The organism is Streptomyces sp. NPDC047981 (assembly GCF_040653315.1).
Lineage (GTDB): Bacteria > Actinomycetota > Actinomycetes > Streptomycetales > Streptomycetaceae > Streptomyces.
Genome location: NZ_JBEZNQ010000184.1, coordinates 1 through 2,702, shown reverse-complemented (window position 1 = coordinate 2,702; position 2,702 = coordinate 1). Strand labels below are relative to the sequence as shown.

The window sequence follows — 2,702 nt, the reverse complement described above, 5'->3', positions numbered from 1 at the left end:
ATGGCGGCGCGGTTGACCTGGAAGGGCTTGCCGTTGTTGACGGTGAGTTCGTAGCGGATGGTGCCGGGGGCGGGGACGACGGCGATGCCGCCGGAGGTCGCTCCGCCGATCGTGCCCTTGACCTTCAGCGCCGGGGCCTGGCTGGACGTCGGGACCGTGCCCTCGACCTTCTCACTCCACGCGGTGGCGGGGCTGCCGTCCGCGGCCACCTGCCGGATCTGCAGGGAGTAGGTGTGGCCGGGCGTGAGGCCCTCGACACGGGTACCGGGCCGGTTCGTGGTGCGGTAGTCCTTCACCTGCGTGCCGGTGGCGGTGTCCGTGACAGTGACCTGGAACTCCGGTGTGCCCGATGCGTTCTGGGAGAATCCGAGCACCAGGCCCTCGTCGACGGGGGTGACCACGAGCGGGTTGGGCCCGGCGGGCAGGGTGCCCGTGGGAGTGAGGGAGACGCTCGCCGCCTCGCTGCTGCCGGCGCCGTTGTCCGTGGTCACCGAGACGGTGTAGGCGGTTCCGTTGGTCAGCCCGGTGAGGTCGGCGAACGGCTCCGTCGTCGTCTTGGTCGCGGCGACCGTCCCGTTGGGGGCGACGGCCTTGACCGTGTGCTTCAGACCGTCGACCGCGTCGGCGTAGCGCACACGTACCGAGCCGTTGGCGACGGCGGTGCCGACGATCTGCGGCTTGGCCGGAGCCTTGAGGTCGACGGTCTTGACCGCTTCCTCATAGCCCACCGGTGAGAGCAGCGTGATGGTGAGCGTGGCCGCCGAGTCGCTGTACTTCCAGGACACGGGAACCTGTACCGCGGCGTCGCCCGGGTCGATCTCGGGCAGATCGGTCACGGTGCCCCCGGTCACGGCGCCGTTCGCGTCGGTGGCCCGGACGGCGACCTTGTAACCGGAGAGCTTCCAGGAGGGGCCGTCGGTGGCCAGGGGCCCACGGGGCGTCACGGTGACCTGGGCGACGCTGTTGCTGTCCTGAGTCTGCGGCGTCGACAGGGCCAGTGACGTGACCGGCGCGTTTCCGGCACGCATGGTTCCGTAGGCGGCCTTGGGGCGGCCCCAGACGTCTACCGCGCCGAAGCCGCGGACCTTGTTGGTGCTGCTGGTGGCGTAGGTGCTGCGGTAGTCGTTGTACGTCCACTGCGACCAGCCGAAGACGTAGTCCTTGTTGGCGAAGGCCGAGCGTGCCGTGGTCACGTTCGTGGTCGTGGCGTCCGTGCTCTCCTTGGGCGCCTTCCAGTAGCCGTCCGAGGGGCTGTCGGAGCTGTACTCCGAGATGAAGATCGGCTTGTTGGGGTAGAGGCTACGGGTGTGGGTGACTCCGCCACCGAAGTCGTAGTACACGTTGATGGAGGCGAAGTCCATGAACTTCGTGGCGTCCTGGCTGCCGGCGGTGACCTTCGACGGCTCGTTGATCTTGTTGTTCGCCAGCGTGACCAGCCGGGTGGGGTCGATGTTCCGCGAGAAGTCGGCCATCTTCTCGCCGTAGAGGAGACCGTCCGCCTGGTGGGAGTCCAGTTCGTTGCCGACGGACCAGGCGAACAGGCTGGGGTGGTTGAAGTCCTTGTACACCTGCTCGGCCATCTGCTGCTTGAGCCTCAGGGTGTTCGCGGGACTCAGGTCGGCGGCCGACCCCCAGATCGGGGTCTCGCCGATGAGGAGCATGCCGATCCGGTCGGCGTAGTCCAGCACCTCGGTCGCCTGGGCGAAGTGCATGATCCGCGTGAGGCCCATGCCGGCGGCCTTCATCCTGTCCAGGTCGTGCCGGACCTGCGCGACGGGCTCGGCGTTGCCGTTCACCGGGTCCTCCGCGGTGCGGTTCGCGCCCGCCATCTTCAGCTTCTCGCCGTTGAGCAGAATGTTCGTGCCGCTGACCTTGATCGAGCGGATGCCGAAGGTGTCGCTGATCCCGTTGATGACGGTGCCCGGGGCGGAGTCGGCCGCGAGGGAGACGCCGAGGCGGTAGAGGTCCGGGTCGTCGGTCTGCCAGAGGGAGAAGGTGTTCGCGTTCAGATCGGCCTGCAGGGTGACGGGCACCGTCTCACCGGCCGGAACGGTCGCGTTTCCGGTGAGGGCGGTGCCGCCCGGCACGTCCGCGCCGGTCGCCGCCGACGTGATGCTGCCCTTCACGGTGATCTGGCGGTCGGTGGTGCCGGTGTTGCGCACGAAGACCTTGGAGGTGATGGAGGCGGTGCCGTCCGTCAGGTCGGGGGTCGCGGTGATCTCCTGTCGGGTGACGGAGAGTGCCTCGGTGGTGATGAGGCTGACGTCCCGGGACAGGCCGCCCCAGGGCCACCATGCTCCCTGCTTGTAGGTGTTGTCGGCCTTGACGACCACGGTGTTGGTTCCGCTCGTGCGGATCGCGGAAGTGACGTCCAGCTGGAACTGGGTGTAGCCACCCCAGTGCGTGTCACTGGGTGACCAGCTGAGATCCGTCCCGTCCTCGCCGGCGGGGGAGTTGTCCGAGAGCTTCAGGCTCTTGACCGGCGTGCCGTTCACCCACACATGGCATTCCCAGTAGCAGGCGTCGATGTTGAGCCAGTATCGGGAGTCGGCGTTGCCGACGTTGGCGACGGTGAAGTTGCGGCTGTACCAGGCGACGCCGTTGTACGTGTTGTAGTCGTCGCGGGTTTCCCAGTTGCCGGGTACGGGCATGGTGTCCCACCCCGCGGTGCTGGCGCCGGGGGTGGATTGCGCGACGGGGTC

1 protein-coding gene is annotated in these 2,702 nt (G+C 68.1%); it reads right to left on the bottom strand.

Translation table 11 applies throughout. The features are described from left to right. The coding region (locus AB0E14_RS39590) for a glycoside hydrolase family 2 TIM barrel-domain containing protein (RefSeq protein ID WP_362430401.1) at positions 1–2,651 on the bottom strand (2,651 nt) is incomplete at its 3' end. Between the last annotated feature and the right edge of the window lie 51 nt (positions 2,652–2,702).